General features: G+C 67.6%; 15 protein-coding genes and 1 pseudogene. 5 read left to right on the top strand and 11 right to left on the bottom strand.

What is annotated here, in order from left to right; translation table 11 throughout:
- Window positions 1-27: 27 nt before the first annotated feature.
- The 11 genes from AC1RQC_RS26805 to AC1RQC_RS26755 form a co-directional block, all read right to left on the bottom strand.
- Window positions 28-2,292: a xanthine dehydrogenase family protein molybdopterin-binding subunit gene (locus AC1RQC_RS26805; protein ID WP_492885117.1), complete on the bottom strand. Its 2,265-nt coding sequence runs from the start codon at window positions 2,290-2,292 to the stop codon at window positions 28-30.
- Window positions 2,289-2,798, bottom strand: coding sequence for a (2Fe-2S)-binding protein (locus AC1RQC_RS26800; RefSeq protein ID WP_492372642.1), 510 nt, complete (start codon window positions 2,796-2,798; stop codon window positions 2,289-2,291). The genes AC1RQC_RS26805 and AC1RQC_RS26800 overlap by 4 nt, the downstream gene beginning before the upstream one ends.
- Window positions 2,795-4,075 (bottom strand): c-type cytochrome, encoded by a 1,281-nt coding sequence (locus AC1RQC_RS26795; protein ID WP_492372641.1) that lies wholly within the window; start codon window positions 4,073-4,075, stop codon window positions 2,795-2,797. The genes AC1RQC_RS26800 and AC1RQC_RS26795 overlap by 4 nt, the downstream gene beginning before the upstream one ends.
- A 268-nt stretch (window positions 4,076-4,343) precedes the next feature.
- Window positions 4,344-5,456 (bottom strand): alkene reductase, encoded by a 1,113-nt coding sequence (locus AC1RQC_RS26790; RefSeq protein WP_492372640.1) that lies wholly within the window; start codon window positions 5,454-5,456, stop codon window positions 4,344-4,346.
- 196 nt (window positions 5,457-5,652) lie between these two features.
- On the bottom strand, window positions 5,653-6,576 hold the full coding sequence (locus AC1RQC_RS26785) for a LysR family transcriptional regulator (protein ID WP_492372639.1): 924 nt from the start codon (window positions 6,574-6,576) through the stop codon (window positions 5,653-5,655).
- Between the two features lie 45 nt (window positions 6,577-6,621).
- The gene (locus AC1RQC_RS26780; RefSeq protein WP_492372638.1) at window positions 6,622-7,305 is read right to left on the bottom strand and encodes a TetR/AcrR family transcriptional regulator; all 684 of its coding nucleotides are present in this window, start codon (window positions 7,303-7,305) and stop codon (window positions 6,622-6,624) included.
- Between the two features lie 121 nt (window positions 7,306-7,426).
- Entirely contained in the window at window positions 7,427-9,067 is a 1,641-nt protein-coding gene (gene actP / locus AC1RQC_RS26775; RefSeq protein WP_492807742.1) for a cation/acetate symporter ActP, read from the bottom strand.
- Window positions 9,064-9,426, bottom strand: a complete 363-nt coding sequence (locus tag AC1RQC_RS26770) for a DUF485 domain-containing protein (protein ID WP_492829398.1) — start codon at window positions 9,424-9,426, stop codon at window positions 9,064-9,066. Before AC1RQC_RS26770 ends, actP begins: the two co-directional genes overlap by 4 nt.
- 49 nt (window positions 9,427-9,475) lie before the next feature.
- Window positions 9,476-10,699, bottom strand: a complete 1,224-nt coding sequence (locus AC1RQC_RS26765; RefSeq protein ID WP_492829396.1) for an FAD binding domain-containing protein — start codon at window positions 10,697-10,699, stop codon at window positions 9,476-9,478.
- 2 nt (window positions 10,700-10,701) lie between these two features.
- Entirely contained in the window at window positions 10,702-11,190 is a 489-nt protein-coding gene (locus AC1RQC_RS26760) for a VOC family protein (protein WP_492372634.1), read from the bottom strand.
- 153 nt (window positions 11,191-11,343) lie between these two features.
- Window positions 11,344-12,501, bottom strand: coding sequence for an FAD binding domain-containing protein (locus AC1RQC_RS26755; RefSeq protein ID WP_492885115.1), 1,158 nt, complete (start codon window positions 12,499-12,501; stop codon window positions 11,344-11,346).
- A 226-nt stretch (window positions 12,502-12,727) separates the two neighbouring features.
- Between AC1RQC_RS26755 and AC1RQC_RS26750 the strand changes: the two genes are divergently transcribed.
- The 5 genes and pseudogenes from AC1RQC_RS26750 to AC1RQC_RS26730 form a co-directional block, all read left to right on the top strand.
- Window positions 12,728-13,378, top strand: coding sequence for a DsbA family oxidoreductase (locus AC1RQC_RS26750; protein ID WP_492807739.1), 651 nt, complete (start codon window positions 12,728-12,730; stop codon window positions 13,376-13,378).
- Window positions 13,379-13,437: 59 nt separating this feature from the next.
- Complete coding sequence (locus AC1RQC_RS26745) at window positions 13,438-14,079, top strand: DsbA family protein (protein WP_492885113.1); 642 nt, start codon at window positions 13,438-13,440, stop codon at window positions 14,077-14,079.
- Window positions 14,080-14,278: 199 nt separating this feature from the next.
- Window positions 14,279-14,821, top strand: a complete 543-nt coding sequence (locus AC1RQC_RS26740; RefSeq protein WP_492372630.1) for a gamma carbonic anhydrase family protein — start codon at window positions 14,279-14,281, stop codon at window positions 14,819-14,821.
- A gap of 152 nt (window positions 14,822-14,973) precedes the next feature.
- Window positions 14,974-15,474, top strand: a complete 501-nt coding sequence (locus AC1RQC_RS26735) for a hypothetical protein (protein ID WP_492372629.1) — start codon at window positions 14,974-14,976, stop codon at window positions 15,472-15,474.
- An 11-nt stretch (window positions 15,475-15,485) separates the two neighbouring features.
- Window positions 15,486-15,712, top strand: a pseudogene (locus tag AC1RQC_RS26730) (DUF2145 domain-containing protein); the annotation flags it as partial.

Below are 15,712 nucleotides of genomic sequence, written 5' to 3'. Positions count from 1 at the left end.
GCGCCCGGGGTCATGGCACGCAGCGCGCTACGGCGCGATTTCCCTGCGCAGCCGCTCGCCGCCCAGCGGCATGTCGCGCAGGCGCTTGCCGGTGGCATCGAACAGGGCGTTGCCGATGGCGCCCGCGGTGGGTCCCATCGCGGCTTCGGCCACGCCGAGGAACGGCGCGCCGGGGCGGTCGATCAGGTGCACGTTGACGGTGGTGGGCACGGCGGAGAAGCGCATGATCGGATAGGCGCTCCAATCGAAGCTGCCGACGCCGCCGGTGTCAAAGCGCAACTGCTCGTACAGCGTCCAGCTCGCGGCCTGCAGGACGCCGCCCTCGATCTGGTTGCGCACGCCATCCGGATTGACGATCTGCCCGCAATCGACGGCCACCTCCGCATGCTCCAGGCGCACCAGTCCCGTGTCGCGCACCACCGAGATCTCCAGCGCGATCGCCATATAGCCCATCAGGTTCTTGTACCTGGCGAACGCGAAGCCGACGCCGTGGCCGGGCTTGCGGCCGCGCCGGGGCCAGCCGAACCTGGCGGCGGCAAGCTGGATCACGTCACGCGCGCGCGGGTCTTCCAGATGCCGCAGCCGGAACGCCACGGGGTCGGTGCTGGCCGCGGCGGCCAGTTCGTCCATGAAGCTCTCGATCGAGAAGACGTTCATGTGCGCGCCCAGCGAGCGCATCGCCGAGGTGCGCAGCGGCATGGTCGGCGAGAAGTGGTTGACGATGTGCGAGGCCGGGAGCTTGTAGAGCGGAATCGCGTTGCGGTCGCCGCCGCCTTCGGGCTGCAGCATCGGGACCGAGGGCGCGGGGACGAAGGGCCTGGCCAGCTGGGTGGCGGGCAGCAGCCGGCCCGCGTTGACCACGCGCTCGTTATGCGAGCTGCTCCACAGCGCGTAGTCCCAGTCGACGATATGGCCACCGGCGTCGAGCGAGGCCTTGACCTCGGTGACCATGGCCGGCGTGAAGTGGTCCCACAGGTTCTCCTGGTCACGCATCCATTGCACGCGCACCGGCTTTCCCGGCAGGGCGCGGGCCAGATAGGCGGCATGCGCGGCGGCGTCGTCGGCGCCGTTGTGCCCGTAGCATCCCGAGCCTTCCACGTGGATGCAGCGCAGCTTGTCCTTGGGCATCGACAGCATCTCGGCCAGGCCGTCGCGCAGCGGGTAGACGCCCTGGGAGTGGGTCCATACGGTCAGTACGCCGTCCTGCATCTGCGCGACGGCGCACGAGGGGCCAATCGATCCGTGCATCAGGTAGTGCTTGGAATAGCTGGCGGCCAGCGTCCTGGTGCCTGCCGGCACAGCGCTCCGCGTGTTGGCGATCTCGATGTGCTGCGTGGCGAGCTGCTTGAGCTGCGCGATCACGTCGGCGGGGCGGGGCAGCGCGCGCCCCTTGCTCCAGCGGCATGCCGCGCCGAGCGCGCGCTGAGCCAGTACCGCCTGCCATTCTCCCGTGGCCACCACGCCGAGCAGGTTGCCGTCGCGCACGACGGCGATCACGCCGGGCATGGACTTGACCGCGGTCTCGTCGACCGACAACAGGGCAGCGTCATAGGCAGGCGGCAGCACCACGCGCGCATGCACCATGCCCGGCATGGCCAGGTCCTGGACATAGCTCGGCTTGCCGGTGACCTTGCCGGGAATGTCCAGCCGAGGCATCGGCGTGCCGATCACGGAGAACGACTTGGGGTCGCGCAGCGGCGAGGCGGGCGTTGCCGCGCGGTGCAGGTTCACCGTAGGCAGCAGTTCGCCGAACGACAGTGAGCGCCCGTCGGGGGCCGTGATGCGCGCATTGCCGACCGACAGCGACGCCGCATTGACACGCAGCTGCCGCGCGGCGGCGTCGGTCAGCAGCCCGCGCACCTGGGCCGCCGCGTTGAGCAGGGCGCTGCCGCTGTCGGCCATGGTGTGGCTGCCGGCGGTCAGCCCTTCGTCCGGCGAACGGCCGGTATCGGCGCTCAGGAAGGTGATCAGCGCGGGCGCCATCTGCAGTTCTTCCGCTGCCACCTGCAGCAGCGCGGTGCGCACACCAGTGCCCAGCTCGACCTTGCCGGTGTACACCGTGACCTGGTTGTCGGGGGCGATCCTGATCCAGGCGTCGAGATAGGGGTTGGTCTTCAGGCTGCCCGCCAGCGCCTGGTATTGCCGCGCGATCTGCACGGCCGCGCCCTCGTCGGCCAGCACGGTCTGCGCCATGGCCTCGCGTCCCGGCAGCAGCGTGAAGCCCACCACCAGCGAACCCGAGACCAGGAAGGTGCGGCGACCCAGGTCGATGTGGTCGTCATGGCCGCTCATCGCGCCCCCTCATTGCTGCTCTCGGCCTTGACCCCGCCCGGGCGCATGGCGCCAGGCGTGCCGGCCACGGCGCGGATGGCCGCCAGGATGCGCATATGGGTGCCGCACCGGCACAGGTTGGGTTCCATGTGCGCGCGCAGCTCGGCCTCGGTGGGATGCGCGTTGACCTCCAGCAGGGCCTGCGCGCGCATGATCATGCCAGCGATGCAGTAGCCGCATTGCGCCGCTTGGTGGTCGATGAACGCCTTCTGCAAGGGCCCCGGCCTGTCGGCGGTGCCCAGGCTCTCGATGGTGCGCACCGGCCGGGCGCCGATCGATGCCACCGGCATCAGGCACGAAAACACCGCGCGGTCGCCGACGATGACGGTGCAGGCGCCGCACTGGCCCAGGCCGCAGCCGAACTTGGCGCCGTGTAGGTGCAGCTCGTCGCGCAGGGCATAGAGCAGCGGCGTGGACGGATCGATGTCCAGCGCGTGGCTGGCGCCGTTGACGGTGAGCTTGATCATCTCGATTCGTCCCCTTTCCTGAGGTTGGCGATGGTGTCCTGCACGCCGGTCCACGGCGGCTGCCGGGTGTAGGTGGCGCGCAGGTAGGCCGCCAGGTCGGCAAGTTGCTGGTCGTCGAAGGCTTGCGCGAACGCTGGCATGTAGTGCATCGCGTCCTCGCCGTTCCACGCCACGCCTTGCAGCATCATCTGGATGGCGTTGCGCGGCGTGCTCGCGTTGACCGCGGAACTGGTGGCGAGGCTGGGCCGGGCCCCCACGCTTTGCATTGGCGAGCCGGGACCATGGCAGGCGGCGCACGCTCCGGTGAAGAGCGCCGCGCCGCGCGCGATGGCGGACTGGTCGGTCACGGCCGCCGACACCGGCACCACGGCGGGCGCGGATGCTGGCTTGCGCAGCGACATCAGATAGCTCGCAATGGCATCGACGTCCGCCTCTGGCACGGTGGCCAGTTCGAGCGTGACTGGCAGCATCGGCCCGGCTGCCGCGCCATGCGCCGCGGAGATGCCGGTGCGCAGGTATGTGCTTAGCTGCGCCTTGGTCCAGGGCACGGGCCCGCCCGCCAGGCGATTCAGCGGTGGCGCTTCCCAGTTGTCCACCACGCCGCCAGCGAAGGCGCGGCCCGGTTTTTCCCCGCCGATCGCATTGAGCGGAGAGTGGCAGGCGGCGCAGTGGCCAAGTCCGTCCACCAGCAGGCGGCCGCGGTTCCAGGCTTCATCCTGCGCTGGATCGTGTTGTGCTTCACCGGGTCGAAGGAACAGCACGTTCCAGAAGGCGACCAGGGGCCGGAAGTTGAGCGGGAAGATCAGTGCATTGGCGGGCGGCCTGGCAGTTACGGGCTCGCGCCGCATCAGGTAGGCATAGGCCGCCTCGATCTCGCGGTCCGACATCCTGGTGAAGTGGATGTACGGAAACGCCGGATAGAGCTGGTGGCCGTCGCGCGCGATGCCGCGCCGCATGGCACGCATGAAGGCGTCCAACGACCAGTTGCCGATGCCGGTTTGCGCATCGGGCGTGATGTTGGTCGAGTAGATGGTGCCGAACGGCGTGACCAGCGGCAGGCCGCCGGCGAAGGGCTGGCCGCCCTTGGCCGTATGGCATACCGCGCAGTCGCCGAGCGCGACCACGCGGGCGCCCTCCAGTGTCAGCGCCCGCTCGAAGGAAGCCGGCGCGGGCGCGGCGATCGGCGCGATGGCCGGCTCCCACATGATGCCGGCGGCAGCCAGCAGGGCAACAGCCGCTGCCCCTGCCGCAGCGAGAAGGATGGGCCGGCGTTTCATGCCTGGCCTGCCGGGAGTCGATGCCGGTTCATTGCGGGAATCCTTGTGTCGATAGAGGCCCGCGGTGCGCATTCCATGCATCGGGACCTCTGGCAGCGGCGGGAAGGCGCGGCTCAACTCGCATGGTAGGAGCCGTGTCGACCGGCAACAATCAGACGAGTGGTCTGTGACGCCCAAACCAAAGTATGAGAGGGGGGGCTAGCGCGATGGCGCGGCGGGCGGTGCTCGACCCGGCCGAGCACGCCGATCGCCTGCCGGCTACCCGCATTCACGCCGCGGCCGGGTAATCGGTGTAGCCTCCGGCACCGCCGCCGAAGAATGACGTGGCATCTGGCGCGTTCAGGGGCAGGCCGCCGCGCAGCCGGGCGGGCAGATCGGGATTGGCGATGAACGGGCGGCCGAAGGCGATGATGTCGGCGCGGCCGCTGGCGAGCGCGTGTTCGGCGCTGTCGCGGCCGTAGCCGCCCGCCAGCATCAGCACGCCGCGGTAGGCCGCGCGCAGTTGCCGGATGATCGCGTCCCAGCGGGGATCGGCGTGCTCCTCCTTGACGGTGCCGACCATGGCCGGCTCCACCAGGTGCAGGTAGGCCAGGCCCCGGGTGTCGAGCTGGCGCACGATATAGCCGAAGGTCTCTTCAGGCGATGCATCTCCCATGCCCATGAAGCGCCCCATGGGCGTCAGCCGCACGGCAACGCGCGCGGGCCCCACCTCCGCCGCGATCGCGTCCACCACCTCCAGCAGCAGCCGTGCCCTGTTCTCGATGCTGCCACCGTAGGCGTCGTCGCGCTGGTTGCTGTTGGAGTTGATGAACTGGTCGAGCAGGTAGCCGTTGCCGGCGTGGATCTCCACGCCGTCCATGCCGGCAGCCATGGCGTTGCGCGCGGCGTGCCGGTAGTCGGACACGATATCGTGGATGCCGTCCAGGGTCAGCGCCTGTGGCACAGGCACGTCGCCCCAGGCGCCGTTGCCTTGCGCGTCGATAATGAAGGTCTTGCCGGGGACGGGCAGGGCGCTGGGCGCCACTGGCAGCGCGCCGCCGGGCTGGAATACCGGGTGCGAGACGCGGCCGACGTGCCACAGTTGCATGAAGATGATGCCGCCTTGCCCATGCACGGCGTCGCTGACCGCCTGCCATCCCTGGATTTGCGCCTCGCTATGGATGCCCGGTGTCCAGGCGTAGCCCTGCCCCTGCTGCGAGATCTGCGTGGCTTCGGTGACGATCAGCGCCGCGCCGGCACGCTGCCGGTAGTACTCGACATTCATGCCGGTGGGCACGTTGCCGGGCTGGCCGGCACGCGAGCGCGTCAGCGGCGCCATGGCAACGCGATGCGCCAGGGTATGGTTGCCGAGGCGAACGGGGGTGAAGAGATGGTGGGTCACGATGGTTCTCCGTCAGGTGCGATGGGTCGGTCGGCGGCAGCAGGCTTGCCTTTGCGCCGCGCTGGCTGTCTCGAAAAGAGATGACCTGAAGGTTAGGTGCTAACCCGTCGTCGGAGAATCGGGCCACCGCGCAACGTTGCGTTGCGCTGGCGGCAAGGGGAAAGGAGAAAGCGGCAAGGGAAAGCGGAAGGGCGCGTCAGGCGCCCGCTTCGTTCCGGCCGGTCGGCCCGGGAATCCGCGAGAGAAAGTCGAGGAAGGCGGCGATGCGCCGCGAGCCGCGCTGGTTGGGCAGGTAGAGCGCGGTGATGGCCGAACTGGCGCGGTTGGGGTTGACGGTCCAGTCTTCCAGGAGTGCGGTCAGCCGCCCGCTCTGGATATCGTCGTCGACCAGCCAGTCGGGCAGCAGCGCGATGCCGCCGTCGGCCAGCGCCAGTTCGCGTAGCACTTCGGCGTTGTTGCTCTTGAAGGTGCCCGGAACGGGCACCTGGACTTCCTCGGTGCCGCGCAGCAAGGTCCACATCTGCTGGCCCGCGCCGTACGTGAAGCGCAGGCACGCGTGCCCGGCGAGCTCCGCCGGCGCGGTGGGGATGCCGCGCTGCTGCAGATAGCCAGGACTTGCCACCACCCTGCGCCGGAACGTGCCGATCTGACGCGCCACCACTTCATCGAGCGACGCGGCGCTGCCCAGGCGGATGGATAGATCGATGCGTTCGCCAAGCAGGTCGACAATCTCGTCGGTCAGCGTGACTTCCAGTTCCAGCTTTGGATACTGCGCGATCAGGCTGCCGAGGAACGGCGCGATGCAGCGGCGCCCGAACGCCACCGGCAGCGACACGCGAAGCTGGCCCACCGGCGTATCGCCACGGTCGGCGATCAGCGCATCGGCTTCCGCCACCGCGTCGAGGATCTTGCGCGCCCGCTGGTAGTAGGCCGCGCCGGCCTCGGACACCGTTACCTGCCGTGTCGACCGGTTCAGCAGCACGGTGCCCAGCTCCTCCTCCAGGCTGTCCATCATGCGGGTCACCGATGACGTGGCCAGGTTGACCCGCCGCGCGGCGGACGAGAACCCCTTGGCGTCGACGGTCTCGACGAACAGCTTCAATGCCAGCAGCTTGTCCATAGGTAAGACTCCAGCGGTAATGGTGTCGTCTATCCCTGCGGGGGATCAGTTGCCGGGCTTGTCGGGCGCACGCAGGGAACGCATGACGGCAGGCGCGCCGTGGAGAAACATGTCTACCTTGCGGCGGATCACGGCGTTGATGTCCGCGGGCACCTTGAGGCCATAGACCCATTTGCGCACGCCGAGATAGAAGATGGCCGCGTGCAGGCCCCAGATCATCTCGACCTCGGCCTCCAGCTCGGCCGCATTGCGCGGCTCCGGGATGCCGTACGCGGCGCGCACTTCGGCCAGCACGGGCAGGAAGACCTTGCTGCGCAGCTTGTTGAGGTACTTGTTGTTGATGCCTTCGCGCGTGAGGCCGGCAAAGATGAAGACCCGGATCCATTCCTCGCGCAGGATCACGGACGCATAGTCGAGGTAGAACGCATACAGCCGTTCGGTCAGCGGCGTAGCGCGATCGGCGATCTGGCGTTCCCAGTCGGGCCGCCATTGGAACACTTCGCTGTAGACCCGGTCGATCAGCGCCTCCTTGCTGGAGAAGTAGCGGTACAGCAAGGGCTGGGTGACGCCAATCTGCTTGGCGAGATCGCGCGTGCTGCCGGAGAATCCGTTGCGCGTGAAGTGCTCGATGGCCTTCTGCACGATCTGCTGCTCCCGCTCTTCGGGGAGCAGCCGTTTTGCGGTCTTGGCCGGGGCAGGGGTCTGCGTCGGCGTTGTGTCTCGTTTCATTCGTTCACCTGTGACAGGCACGTCCCGTGCGGAGCGTTTGCGGCATTGTACCAATCGGGTGATAAATTGTGAGGCGCGGGCGTGCTGCCGGCAGTGGGGCCGGCAGCACAGGACACGGGACCTACTGCGGCTTGATCAGCCCAAGCTCGCAATCGACCAGCTGATTGTTGAAGGCGCCGCGTTCGCGCGCACCGCGCGCGGACCGGTCGGTGACCGAGAACACGTAAATGCCGGCAAAGGCCACCAGCATGGAGAACAGCGCCGGATACTCGTAGGGGTAGATGGCGCTCGCATGGCCAAGCACCTGCACCCATACGGTCGGGCTCAGCACCGTCAGCACCACCGCGGTTAGCAAGCCGAGAGAGCCGCCCACCACAGCGCCCCGCGTGGTCAGTCCGCGCCAGTAGATCGACAGCAGCAGCACCGGGAAATTCGAGCTGGCGGCGATCGAAAAGGTCAGGCTGACGATAAAGGCAATGGTTTGCTTCTCGAACAGGATGCCAAGCAGGATGGACAGTACGCCCAGCACCAGCGTGGTCATCCGGGAGACGCGCATCTCCTCCTTGTCGGTGGCGTTGCCCTGGCGCAGAACCTTGGCATAGAGGTCGTGCGAGATGGCGGAGGAACCCGCCAGCGTCAGCCCCGCCACCACGGCCAGGATGGTCGAGAACGCTACCGCGCAGATGAAGCCGAGGAAGAGGTTGCCGCCGACGGCATGGGCCAGGTGCACGGCCACCATGTTGACGCCGCCGATCACCGCGCCAGCGGGCGTGTGGTAGGCCGGATCGCTGGCCACCAGCGCGATGGTGCCGAAGCCGATGATGATGATCAGCGCGTAGCCGATGCCGACGATGCCGGTGGCGTACAGGATGCTCTTGCGTGCCGCCTTGACGTCGCCGACGGTGAAGAAGCGCATCAGGATATGCGGCAGGCCGGCGGTGCCGAAGATCAGTGCCAGGCCGAGCGATACCGCCGAGACGGGATCGGAGACCAGACCGCCCGGGCGCATGATGGCCGCATGCTTGCCGTGGGCCTCGATGGCCTGCCCGAACAGCGCATTCAGGCTGAAGCCGAAGCGGCTCATGACCATGAATGCCATGAAGGCGGCGCCGGCCAGCAGCAGCACTGCCTTGATGATCTGGATCCAGGTGGTGGCCAGCATGCCGCCGAAGAACACATAGACCACCATCAGCACGCCGACCAGCACCACCGCCGCCGTGTAGCTGAAGCCGAACAGCAGCTCCACCAGCTTGCCGGCCCCCACCATCTGCGACACCAGGTACAGCAGCACGATGACGATGGAACTGGACGCGGAGAACGCGCGGATGGGGCGCTGCTGCAGGCGGTATGAGACCACGTCCGCTAGCGTGAAGCGGCCCAGGTTGCGCAGTGGCTCGGCGATCAGGAACAGGATGATCGGCCAGCTGGCGAGAAAGCCGATGGAGTAGATCAGGCCGTCGTAGCCGCTGGTGAAGACCAGCGCGGAGATGCCCAGCAGGGAGGCCGCCGACATGTAGTCGCCGGCAATGGCCCAGCCGTTCTGCAGGGCGGTGATCTTGCCGCCGGCTGCATAGTGGTCGGCCACGCTGTGGTTGCTCCTGGCCGCCCAGCGCGTGACCACGAGCGTGGCGGCGACGAACATCAGGAACATGGCGATGGCGATGACGTTCATGCCCTGGCCCACCGAGCTCGACGCCGCAAAGGCTGGCAACGCGGTGAGTAACAGGGCAGCGCCGATGGCGCAGAGGTTGGCTTGCTTCATTCTGCTGCCCCTTGCTTGATTTCGCTGATCCGCTGGTCGTACACGGTGTTGGTGCGATGCACGTACACCGCAACCAGCAGGAAGGTCAGCGCGAACATGCCGAAGCCCACGGGAATGCCCACGCTCATGGGCTGGCCCAGGGTCAGCTGGCGGCCCAGCAGCGCGGGCCGGAAGGCGAGCGTGAGGATGTAGCCGAAGTACACCGCCAGCATGATGGCGGTCAGGGCCCACGCGAACCTGCGCCGCGCGCGCACCAGGGACTGGAATGCCGGATTGGCGAGCAGGGGATTCGGTGGGGGTGCAGCGGGCGCGGCGCTTTCGCGGGCGGCTGCGGCAAAGGTGGGGGCGGTGTGTTCCAAGGTTGTCTCCGTTGGGGGCGGTTGGTCTGGCGGGAGGGCGGCGGCGCGCTCAGAAGCGCGTCGATACCGCCGTCTCGCGCATCACGGCTTCCGGCGTGCGATAGCGCTCGGCCATCTGGCGGTCGGTCTCGTTCTTGAGCTGCGCCTGCATATAGGCGCCGAGGTGGCGCGCGTGCTGGACGATGGCCGCGCCCACCTGCACGCGCTCGTCGCTGTAGCTTTCCAGTGCGGCACTGACGCTGTCATGCGCTTGCAGGGCCTTGACCAGCGAGATGGCGTCGCCCGCGGCCTTGGTCACACCCATGCCGCAGTGCGGGCGCGCCACGAAGGCGGCGTCGCCGAGCAGCGCCACGCGGCCGAAGGCCATGCGCGGCACTTCAAGGTCGAAGATGGGCTGGAACAGCGGCTGCGCGGCCTTGGTCACGACCTCGCCGAACTGGGGCGCCAGGTTGGCCAGCGCGGCTTCCTCCATGCTGGCAAGCACGTCCGGGCGGATCAGCCCCGGCGGGATGCCGCCGGACCAGCGCTTGCCGCTGGCGTCGGTCAGCAGGTCGGGCAGGTCCACGTCTTCGCTGGTGGCGCGGTACCACACGAAGTTGTAGCGGCGCTCGCCAACCCGGGTGCTGTTGCCCTGGCCCGCCACCGGGTAGCCGAGGATCTGCTCGCGCGGCGGCAGGCAGAAGGCGAACTTCTCGAACAGCATGTCGCGCGTGGCTTCGCTCAGGCTCGTTTCGTCCACCAGGCCGCGCCAGGCGATGTAGCCAGCGTACTGGAGCCGGGACTCGGGCAACAGGCACTCGCGCAGCGCGGAGCGGAAACCGTCCGCGGCGATGACAAGATCGGCGTGATGGATCGAGCCGTCGTCCAGCATCACCACGGCGCGGCCGGGCTCGCTGCGCACCGACACCACATTGGCGCCCGTACGGTAGGTGCCCCCGGTGAAGGCGGAGCGCAGCACGTGGTACATCTTGCCCCATGCCGTCAACGTTTGCGGCAGCTCACGCTGCGACAGCACGCTGCCGTCCTGGCCCAGCGTCAGCCGGGACTTCACCTGCACGCCGATGGAATCGTCCACCTCGACCCCGGCGGCGGCCAGGGCCTCGAACAATTCCGGATGCGTGACGATGCCCGCGCCGCGTCCGGCAAGGGCTTCGGGAACGCGCTCGCATACCTCCACTTCCCACCCGGCGCGGGCGAGCAGGTTGGCCGCGAACAGTCCGCCCAGCGAGCCGCCCACGATGATGGCCTTCGGCCGTGTCGATAGGGTCGTCATGATCAGTCTCCTGCCACTTCGGGGTGGGGCGCGCGCGCGCCGTTGCCCGGGATTTCAAGGCCCGCCACCTCGGCGGCGGGGTAGTTCAGTTCGATGGTGACGCCGGAAGGGTCCTCGATGAACACCTGGTGCAGGCCCAGGCTGGGGACGGTGCGGTCGCGCCACGGGATGCCCTCGGCTGCCAGCTTCGCCCACATCTGCGCCACGCCGGTGGCCAGGAACGCAATGTGGTCGAGGGCGCCGGTGCCAGCCGCCGAGGGGGCGCGGTCGCCGAGGTAGGCGGACAGTCCGCCGGGGTTGCCAGGGTCGGCACCGATGATGTGGACTGTGCCGAAATCACCTTCGTCCCCGCCCATGTACAGCCAGGCGCCGGGGAAATCGAAGGGCGGGCGATAGCCTCGCCTGAATCCGAGAATGCGTTCGTAGAAGGCGCAGGATTGCTCGAGGTCCGTGGTGCGGATCGAGAAGTGTGCGAGTTTGCGGATGGTCATGGGTGCCTCTGCTATTGATCGATCGATTAGTGATCGTGTGATAAATTGTAGGTCGGCTGCGTGGAACGGCCAAGAGCAAAAAAGGGGAGTACTTACCCTGATCGGCGGAGTGCATGCCGGCTGCGCCACTTCTTCGCGGCGCAGCCCTGTGCCTTAGTGCAGTGCGATCCCCATGATGCGGTTGCCCATGCGAATGCCCCACTGGGTCATCTGCTCGCCTTGTGCGTGTTCACCCTGCTGCCAGCGCTGCAGCGCCTGGTCTGGGTCGGCCGTGCCGTCGAGCGCCTTGGCCAGCGCCACGGCATTGGCTGCGGCCTTGGCGGTGCTGCCGGCGGTATGGGGGCGGGGAATGAAGGCGGCATCGCCGGTCAGCAGCACGCGGCCGAACACCATGCGTGGCACCTGCAGGTCCTGGATGGCCTGGACGAAGATCTGATCGGTGTTATCGATCAGCGCGCGGAACGAGGGGTTGGCGCGCGCGGCCGCGGTCTGGCGAAACCAACGCTCTTGCTCAGCCGACAACATGCCCGGCGGGATCGAATGGCCGCGGCGTTTTCCGTCGCGATCGGTGAGCACGGCATCGAGCGCAGCGCCGGGCTCGGCCTTCAGGTACCAGAGCCAGTTGAAGCGGCGCCGTCCGGGCGCCGTGGCGCCGTCGGCGCCGGGCACCATGTACTGCAGCATCATCGAGTCGCGGTCTTGCTGGAACACGAAGTTCTCGTGCAGCAGCGGCCTGGCCGATTCGGGCAGAAGGCCCTCGTCGACCAGGCCACGCCAGACGACATAGCCGGCATAGGCGGGGGCGACGCGGGGCAGCACGATCCCGCGCACGGTAGAGCCGGCGCCGTCGGCACCGACCAGCAGCTCGCCGCACGCCTGGCGTCCATCGGCAAACGTGGCGCAAACGCCGTGCTCGTCCTGCGCGATAGCGGTGAGCGCGGCACCGCGATGATAGTGCGCCGCCGGGAAATGATCGAGCAGGGTGGAATACAGCGTGTTCCACGAGGTCTGTGTCTGCGGCATGCGCTGGCGGTGGAGCACGTGGCCGCCTTGGTCCAGGAACAGCCGGTCGTGCGAGCGCACACCCAGCGCGCCGTGCGCGGCGATGCCGGCGAACGAGAACGCCCGCAGCACCTCCGGCTGCAGGACAATGCCGCCGCCACGGCTGTCGAGGTCCGATGCCGAACGCTCGAACACGTCGACCTGCCAGCCCACGGCACGCAGCGCGGTGGCCGTGAACAGGCCGCCCAGCGAGCCGCCTATGACCAGGGCCTTGCGCGGGCCGACGGAGGATGCGTCATTGGTGTTCATGTGTGGCTCCAGAGTGCGAGTGGATGCGTTGCATCGTAGAAGCGCCCGGGTCCGCAGAGAATGCTTGGCGGGGGCAAAGCAGTTTTGCGTGGGCGGCAACGGGGTGGCGCACTCGCCGCGCGAACCCAGCGTTGCGCCGCCGGCAACGCAGGTTTGCGCCGGCATGCCATTCCGCTGATGCGGGCCGCCGTCTACGCTGGCTGCATCACTCACGCAAGGAGCCGTCATGAAACCCATCGACACCCAGATCACCTATGACTTCATTTGCCCGTGGTGCTGGATCGGTCATCGCAACCTGAAGGCCGCCATCGGGCGCATGTCGACCGAGGCCGCCCTCGCGATTTCCTATGTGCCCTACGAACTCAACCCGGACATGCCGGTGGAAGGCGCGGACCGCAAGGCCTACCGTAGCGCGAAATTTGGCAGCTGGGCCCGCTCGCAGTCCATGGACGCAGAGGTGACGACGATGGGCCGGCGCACCGGACTGGATTTCAACTATGACCTGATCACGGTCACGCCCAATACCCGGCTTGCGCACCGGCTGATGGCATTCGCCCAACAGAACGGCGACGCAGCCATGGCGGAGGCGTTGTTCGATGCCATCTTCGCTGCGTACTTCTCCCGCGGCGAGCACATCGGCCTGATCGATGTACTCGTGCCGCTGGCCGTATCGGCCGGCTTCGATGCGCAAGCTGTGCGTAATCACCTGTCTGGCACCGACGGCGAAGCGCAGATCGTGGCGGCGCAGGCGAAGGCGCTGCGCGAGGGGGTCCGCTCCGTGCCCACGATCCGGATCGGCAACGCCGTCATCGCTGGGGCGCAGCCGCCTTCGATCATGGAGAAGGCGTTGCAGGCGGGCGTGGCCGAGGCCATTTGATCGTGAACATGCAGCACGCGCACCGGGCGGCTGCCGCAGAGAATCTGGAGAACACAGACATGAACAAACAAGCGACGCTTCATTACGTCTACGACCCGTTTTGCGGATGGTGCTATGGGCTTGCGCCGCTCGTGTCGGCAGCCGACGAAGCCGGCCTGAGGGTGGTGCCGCACAGCGGCGGCATGCTGGCGGGAGAGCGGGCGCAGAACATGTCCGCCGAATGGCGCGATTTCGTTCGCCCTCACGAGGAGCGCATCACCGCGCTCAGCGGGCAGCCTTTCAGCGAGACGTACCAGCAGGGCACGCAGTTCGACTACGATGTCAGGCTGGATTCCGGCCCGCCCACCGCGGCGATGCTGGCCGCCGAAGCCGTCGCCGGAGCAGGGCTGAAGATGCTCAAACGCCTTCAGGTTGCGTACTACCGCGAAGGACGCCCGATCGCCGAGCGCAAGGAACTGATCCAGATTGCCGACGAACTGGGGCTCGATGCTGCGTCGTTCGCAAACGCCTACGACCAGGCGAGCGCGATGCTGCCGGACCATTTCGAGCAGACCCAGGCGTTACTCGAGGAGATCGGCGGCCGTGGCTACCCGGCGCTGGCCATCGAGCAGGACGGCAAGATCTCGAGACTGCGCCTGGGTCGGTATTTCGGGAAGCCGGAGTTGTTCAAGAAGGCAATGGGGGAGGCTTTGGCGCAATGAGTGCGTGCTTCGGCGCAATTCGGGCTGTTTGATTGACACCTTGCCCACGCGAATCACGCGGCGCTGCGCTGCGCTGTGCTGCAGGGCAGCCAGCCGGCGGATTAGAATGCTCGCACCGGCGCGCTCCACGCTGACCCGGCGCCATCCGGGCGCCGCAGCGCGCGCTTGATTGGCGACTTTCCGTATCCAGGCTTTCATCGTGACCATTCGCAGCTTCCAGGGCAAGGCCCCCCAACTCGGCGACCGCGCGTTCGTCGACCCCAGTGCCGTCGTGATCGGCGACGTAGAGATCGGCGCGGACAGCTCCGTCTGGCCGCTGGTGACCATTCGTGGCGACATGCACCGCATTCGCATCGGCGCGCGCACCAGCGTGCAGGACGGCAGCGTGCTGCACATCACGCATGCCGGGCCGTTCAATCCCGATGGCTTTGCGCTCACCATCGGCGACGACGTGACGATCGGCCACAAGGCGCTGCTGCATGGCTGCACGGTAGGCAGCCGCATCCTGATCGGCATGGGCACCATCGTGATGGACGGCGCGGTGATCGAGGATGAAGTGATCCTCGGCGCCGGCAGCCTGGTGCCTCCCGGCAAGGTGCTCAAGAGCGGGCATCTCTATGTCGGCAGCCCGGCGAAAGAGGCAAGGGCGCTGACGGAGAAGGAGCTTGGCTTCTTTCGCTATACGGCGGCCAATTACGTCAAGCTGAAGGACCAGCACGTGGCGGCATTGAAGGGCGGCTGACGGGTTGCCTGCCTGGTTCGCGGGGATATCCCGGCCGCTATTGTCCAGGATCGCCGCGACTTCCAGGTCGCAGCCCAGCGCCAGGCAAACGCCATTGCCTGTGAGGGCTTTGCCTTTACAATAGAAGATCACATTTCCGAGAAAAAAGAACAATGAACTTCTATGAAGGCAAGGTATCGGTGCGAACGATCTCTGCATTGCTGGTCATCGTTGGCGCGTCGCTCTGTGTAGCGCCGGCCAGTGCGCAGTCCACGAATATGGGCGGCTCGGAGCAGATCTCCGTTGGCACGCTGTCGATCCTGGCCGCGCCTGTCGTCAGCGTGGCCGGCAGCACCGGTGGCGCGGGCCCTGTGCAGGGTTCCTTGCTGGCGGGCATGGGCAGTGCCTTTGTCGTTTCCGGCATTGCGCAGGGCGGGAAGGATACCGTCGAGGTGATCCTCGACTCGGTCAGCACCGCGGGCAAGGCCTCGGTCAAGGTCGCCAAGAGCGGGTTCGAGAAACTGGGCGTGTCGGTGGGCGCCACCGTGAACGCCGTGGCCGATTCGACCGGCACCGTGCTGGTGGTGTCAGGCAAGGTGCTCGCCTTCATTCCCAATACGATCGGTGAGGCGTTGCTTTATCGCGAGCGGGTTCCCACGGCCGCGAAGCCGTGAAGGGGCGCGCCATGATCTTGAACCGGATGAGCCGCACCGGCGCCTTGCTCGCCTTGCTGCTGGTTCCGCTGCTGGCGTCGGCGGGGCAGAGCTGCGAAGACACGCCGCTCAGCACGCAGACGCTGCGCCAGGCCATGGCCACGGCGCAAAAGGTGACGGCAGAGATGGAACGGCGCCAGGACAACGTGGCGCTGGTGGGGCGGGTGGGGCAGGACCTGTCCAGCTATGGGCTGAAATA

Source organism: Cupriavidus sp. GW822-FHT03E04 (genome assembly GCF_058801495.1).
The sequence above is the reverse complement of the archived record's forward strand: the minus strand, read 5'-3'. Positions and strand labels throughout refer to the sequence as shown.